The 5,359-nt window shown below is 42.2% G+C and carries 7 protein-coding genes and 1 pseudogene; 7 read left to right on the top strand and 1 reads right to left on the bottom strand.

Annotated elements, in window-relative coordinates; genetic code table 11:
- The first annotated feature begins 267 nt into the window (after positions 1 to 267).
- From AB4114_RS35550 to AB4114_RS35535, 4 genes and pseudogenes are all read left to right on the top strand, one after another.
- Positions 268 to 708, top strand: a complete 441-nt coding sequence (locus tag AB4114_RS35550) for a hypothetical protein (protein WP_441992640.1) — start codon at positions 268 to 270, stop codon at positions 706 to 708.
- 5 nt (positions 709 to 713) lie between these two features.
- Positions 714 to 1,266: pseudogene (locus tag AB4114_RS35545) on the top strand (GNAT family N-acetyltransferase).
- A gap of 165 nt (positions 1,267 to 1,431) precedes the next feature.
- Positions 1,432 to 1,641, top strand: a complete 210-nt coding sequence (locus tag AB4114_RS35540) for a Mur ligase domain-containing protein (RefSeq protein ID WP_441992641.1) — start codon at positions 1,432 to 1,434, stop codon at positions 1,639 to 1,641.
- Positions 1,628 to 1,888 carry a Mur ligase family protein gene (locus AB4114_RS35535; protein ID WP_441992639.1) on the top strand — a complete coding sequence of 87 codons (261 nt, stop codon included), beginning with the start codon at positions 1,628 to 1,630 and terminating at the stop codon, positions 1,886 to 1,888. Before AB4114_RS35540 ends, AB4114_RS35535 begins: the two co-directional genes overlap by 14 nt.
- 127 nt (positions 1,889 to 2,015) lie before the next feature.
- On the opposite strand, the gene gpmA is transcribed toward AB4114_RS35535, so the two are convergent.
- On the bottom strand, positions 2,016 to 2,789 hold the full coding sequence (gene gpmA, locus AB4114_RS35530) for a 2,3-diphosphoglycerate-dependent phosphoglycerate mutase (protein WP_441992638.1): 774 nt from the start codon (positions 2,787 to 2,789) through the stop codon (positions 2,016 to 2,018).
- A gap of 307 nt (positions 2,790 to 3,096) precedes the next feature.
- Here gpmA and AB4114_RS35525 point away from each other — a divergent pair, with 307 nt between their 5' ends.
- From AB4114_RS35525 to AB4114_RS35515, 3 genes are all read left to right on the top strand, one after another.
- Positions 3,097 to 3,318 carry a DUF896 domain-containing protein gene (locus AB4114_RS35525; RefSeq protein ID WP_441992637.1) on the top strand — a complete coding sequence of 74 codons (222 nt, stop codon included), beginning with the start codon at positions 3,097 to 3,099 and terminating at the stop codon, positions 3,316 to 3,318.
- A gap of 165 nt (positions 3,319 to 3,483) precedes the next feature.
- Positions 3,484 to 4,047, top strand: coding sequence for an NADPH-dependent FMN reductase (locus AB4114_RS35520; RefSeq protein WP_441992636.1), 564 nt, complete (start codon positions 3,484 to 3,486; stop codon positions 4,045 to 4,047).
- Between the two features lie 38 nt (positions 4,048 to 4,085).
- Complete coding sequence (locus AB4114_RS35515; protein ID WP_441992635.1) at positions 4,086 to 5,087, top strand: type I glyceraldehyde-3-phosphate dehydrogenase; 1,002 nt, start codon at positions 4,086 to 4,088, stop codon at positions 5,085 to 5,087.
- Positions 5,088 to 5,359 lie beyond the last annotated feature (272 nt).

The following is a 5,359-nucleotide window of genomic DNA, read 5'->3' as shown; positions in this document are numbered from 1 at the left end:
GACGGAGATTATTTCAAAGTCTTACCTATTCCAATCTTATGATTTAGTAAATTCAGTTAGAGGGAACGCGGAGTACTGGGAAACTCGTACGCTCCGTGTGGGACAGGGGAAAAGCTGGAGATAACATCAAATGCTTACCTATTGTTACCTGAGGGGGTGCTTCGGGCAGCTCCTCTTTTGTTTTTTATAGTAAGGGGCGGTAGGAATGTTAAATATGAAAGAAACAAATACAAGGCAAGTACGTCAGATAATTTAGGTGGTGAATTAGTGAAAAAAATAATATTTATCGTGGCGGGACCTATTGTTATCGTCTCATGCATTTTGCTATTAATAATAATTGGATGCTATAAAGACCCAAAAATTGAAGGGGCAAATAAGATTAGTCAAATGGAGAGAACCTCCTCATCAGAGAAGATATTTAAACAGAACAAAGACGCGGACATTCTATGTGTCTTTGGTGCACGTTTTTATAAACGTGTCGAAGCTCAGGAGCAATATAAACTAATGGATTTGAAAATAAATCATGAGTTAGGCGAGGTGAAAAAAGAGTACAAAGATGGAAATATTTTTGAAGATTACATGGCAACTAAACTCCAAGTTGGGACAAAGATATTTACGATTCAAGGTCAAATGCAATCTGAATTGCTTCTTGTACAACTGGGAGGAAAATACGTTATTTATGTATATCAGAATTCAAAGGAATTGTAAGAAAAGTGATAATTAACAATAAAGAATTTCAAGTGAATGGACTGATTTATACCATTAGGTCTTCCATCGAAAGCGATGCTAAAAATTTGTCCGAATTAAAGATTACAAATTGATGGAGAAACGGAGAATCTGGACAGAGAAAGAGGAGAAGCTTTCATTGATATACCTGGATTTGAAAAATTAATACATAAGGACACGATCAGCCCAAGAAACTTATTTTTGGTTGCTGTCGCCGATAAACGTATTGTTGGCTTCTCGAGATGTGAAGGAACTTACCTCAAGAGATTCTCTCATAAAGTCGAATTTGGTGTATGTGTACTTAATGACTTTTGGGGACATGGGATTGGAAAAAATCTCTTAAAAGAGTCTATTGCTTGGGCTGACTCCAATGACATCAAAAAATTAACTCTAAATGTCTTGGAAACCAACACAAAAGCCATTGAACTGTATAAAAGGCTTGGCTTTGAAATCGAAGGTATATTAAAAAATGACAAAATTCTTTCTGACGGTGAATACTATAACACTATTGTTATGGGGAGATTCAATGACGCCAAATGAAAGCTTGCTAAGCTAACTGGGAACGTTAGTTACATACACAACATGAGGCTGCCGGCATGACGGCAGCCGTTGCTCAACTATTGGGTGTGACTCTTTTAGCCGCGCAATAGGTCATCTAAGCCCTTTGATAATGATCTGGATGCATTCAAACACGGTTTGGAAGTAATGGAGGTTTGCGGGAACTCGGATATAGTTATCAGCGGTATTGCATATGATTCGCGAAAAGTAAGACAGGGGGACATATTTGTTTGCATTAAAGGTTTTTCTGTGGATGGACATAACTTCTGCGCTTCAAAACGGTGCAACAGCTCTTCTGGTCGAGCAAGAAACAAATGTCCCTTAAGGTATTACAGTAGTCAGGGTGAAAGACACTAGATATGCGATTGCATATATTTCGGATATTTTCTTTGGCCAGCCTTCAAATCGTCTTGACATTATCGGTGTGACAGGGACTAAAGGTAAGACTACAACGACGTTTATGATAAAATCCATACTTGAAGCTGCAAGACAAAAGGATGGACTAATTGGTACACTCGGGACGCGAATAGGAGATGAAATGATTCAAACAGAAAGAACAACTCCTGAGGCATATGACCTTCAGTATTACGGGCGGGATAGCTGAGATCATACGCAGGGAACCGTATTATAAGTAAGGGCAAGTTATATATCTTCCGCGCCTTGATTATAACCACTGTCGATCGCGACGTGCTGAATGGACGCGATCAATATCGCTTCTCCGAATGCGCCTCTCACTCGGACGGAAGCGGTGACTGCTCGACATTAATAATCGKGGGCATATGGGAAGGAATCGCTCCTTCCGGCATCTCGCCGTCAATGCCCAAGAAATAATGCCGGATCGGCGATAATTGCTCATTCAATTCGTACACGAGCGGGATGCCGGTCGGTATGTTCAAATCGGCGATCCCGTCGGCAGGGACTCGATCCAGATGCTTCACCAACGCCCGTAAAGTATTACCGTGAGCCGCAATGAGAATGTGATTGCCGGACGAGAGAGCGGGGCAGATTATCTCCTCCCAGTACTTTAACACTCTGCGCTCCGTATCATCGAGATTTTCCGTTAATGGAAATTCCCCTTCTTTTAAATTCCGGTAGCGTGGCGCGGACGCTTCGTATCGGGTATCGTTTTGATCCAATGCAGGCGGGCGAACGTCGACGGACCTGCGCCACAAGTGTACTTGCTCTTCTCCGTATTTCTCGGCCGTCTCGGCTTTGTTCAATCCTTGTAGGGCGCCGTAATGCCGCTCGTTCAGCATCCAGCTTTTGAATTCCGGAATCCACGTCAAATCCATTTCTTGAAGAATGATCCACATCGTCCGAATCGCACGCTTCAGAACGGATGTATGCGCTACGTCGAAGACGTAACCCTGCTTTCTCAGGATGATTCCAGCTTGTCTTGCTTCTTCTAGACCGTTCGGAGACAAATCCACATCTGTCCAGCCCGTAAATCGGTTCTCGAGATTCCATTCGCTCTGTCCGTGGCGAATCATTACTACTTTGATCATGCGGAATTCCCCTTGTATAAGGATAAGTTGCCCAACTCCATCATAGTTGTCAGCTTTGGTGAAAGCAAATGACAGATACATAGGATAATGTGATTATATTTTACACGTATGAATGAAGATTATTTAATGAGGCACCGAGAAGGTTTGTTAAAGACCATCGGAGACTAGAACGCAGAACTATAGTTAAATCACCGAAGTCAAATTAATTGAAAGCAAGCTATTGACAGTTATCTTAAAATCATATATCTTTAAATTAAGATAATTTAATTTGAGATATTATCCAAACGACTTCAAGGAGGTAATGAGAATGATTCCAATTTTAAACCGTATCAATGAGCTGAGCAGAATTGAGCGCAGTTCAGGTCTATCTGATACTGAGAAAGCGGAACAAGCAGCGCTTCGGACGCAGTATTTACAGATTTTACGCGGACAACTATTAACAACGCTTCTGAACGTGTCTGTTATGGATGAAGTAGGGAACGATGTTACGCCTAAAAAGCTTATTGATAAAAAAGCAGCTAATGATTAATAATCCTTGTCATATATCTTAAATTTAAGAATATGCATTTTAAGATAATTTGTCAAATGATAACTAGCCAGGTTAATAGCCTAGGCACCTAAACTAATGTTTTCCCAACGCAAAGTAAGGAAAGTATTGTATGATTATATGAGAATGAATTCTGGAGGTTGGCTAATGTCAAAAAGAATAGGGATTATTGTAGGAAGTTTGAGGGAAAGTTCTTTTAATCAAATGATTGCGAATACAATCCCAGAACTTGTAGATTCCGCAGAATATGAATTCATATCGATTGCTAATCTACCCTTGTATAACGCAGATTTGGATCATGAAKAAGGGCCAGATCCAGTTAAGCATTATCGCGAGGCGATTCAAAAGACGGATGGCATTATTATTGTTAGCCCGGAGTATAACTCAGGTATACCGGGAGTACTAAAAAATGCACTGGACTGGGCATCGACACCTACCAAAACAGCCGTCTTAATTCATAAGCCTGCAGGAGTGATAGGCGCAACACCTGGAGCAAAAGGGACGATTCTTTCGCAACAGCAAATCAGGCAAACGCTGGATGCCACCCTGTCCTATGTGATGCCGGCTCAAAAAATGTATATTTCTCAAATCATGGACAAGATTGATTCAAATACTCGTAAGCTCACGGATGATACGACTCGCAAATATTTGCAACGTTATGTTCAATCATTATTGCAATGGATTAACCAGGTAGAACGGCTTAATGAGTAGTCAGGATAATTACTAATCTAATATATATGGAGGCTATTATGGGTAAAATTGCGCTTTTTGGATTTGGACGTATCGGAAGACAGCTCCTTCGGGCGGCGTTGCAACAAAATTTGTTTGTCCCCTTTTCCATCTCGGATATTAAAGACGAAGCTACGCTTGCCGCGCTTTTTGAAGTGGATACAAATTACAAGCGTTGGCATGAGAAAGTATCTGCTCAAAAAGGCGCAATCGTAATCGGCGACCGGGAGATTCGTTATTTGAATTCGGCCGATGAATTGCCGAATTGGGGTGAATTAGGGGTTGAATTGGTCATTGATTGTACCGGACGAGCCGTTACGCGATCAGTAGCTGAACTGCATTTGGAGCGAGGCGCCAAAAGGGTGCTTGTCAGCGGTCCGAGCAAAACCTTAGAAGATTGCGATGCAGTACTTCTTAAAGGAATAAACTTAGAAAGCTTCGATCCGGAAAAGCATAAAATCATTAGCATGGCGAGTTGTACGACCAATGCGCTTGCACCGGTTGTCAAATTGGTCAGAGAAAACTATGGCATTCAATACGGATTATTCTCCACTGTACACTCGTATACGAACACGCAATCGTTGACGGATCAGCCGATGAAGGACCGCCGGGATTCATGGGCAGCAGCCGAGAATATCATTCCATCATCCTCAGGTGCAGCGAAGGCTCTGAAATTCATTTGGAATGACCTGCAAATCACGRGCAAAGCCTACCGTATCCCGACCCGTACCGGGAGCATCGCAGAACTTAATTTGATAACGGAAAAACGATGCACCGTTCAAGAGATTAACGATATGTTTCGAGAAGCTGCGAGAGAAGGCGAATTAAAGGGCGTTCTTGATGTTTTGGAAGGGGAATGGGCCTCGTCCCGCATCGTAGCTGATCCCCATTCTTCGATTATTGACTTGCCATTAACCCAAGTACAAGGTGAGCTATTGTCTGTCGCTACTTGGTACGACAACGAATGGGGTTATGCTTCACGGTTGGCTGAAGTAGCCTCTTATCTTGTTGCAAAATCATAAGCTAGACGATTGATGATGAATTGGATGCATCTTAGGACGTATGGGCTGAGCCGAAGATGACGGCCAATACATTCTAAACAGGGAGCAGTTTGCCGCGGCAACTGCTCCCTGTTTTCGTTCAAGTAAACATTCCTGTTAAGGCTAAGAAATGGCCTTTGTCAAAAAAGGAGCGCCTCGGTATGATGGATTTGTCGACGGGTTCGTAACCCAATACCATCAAGGAGGCGCTCTTACTTATGAAGTTTAAACAATCTAACGGACAAAATCAACGA

This window comes from Paenibacillus sp. 2RAB27, assembly GCF_052115445.1.
Taxonomy (GTDB): Bacteria; Bacillota; Bacilli; order Paenibacillales; family NBRC-103111; genus Paenibacillus_E.
Note: the sequence above shows the minus strand (reverse complement) of the source record. Positions and strands in the feature narration are given on the sequence as shown.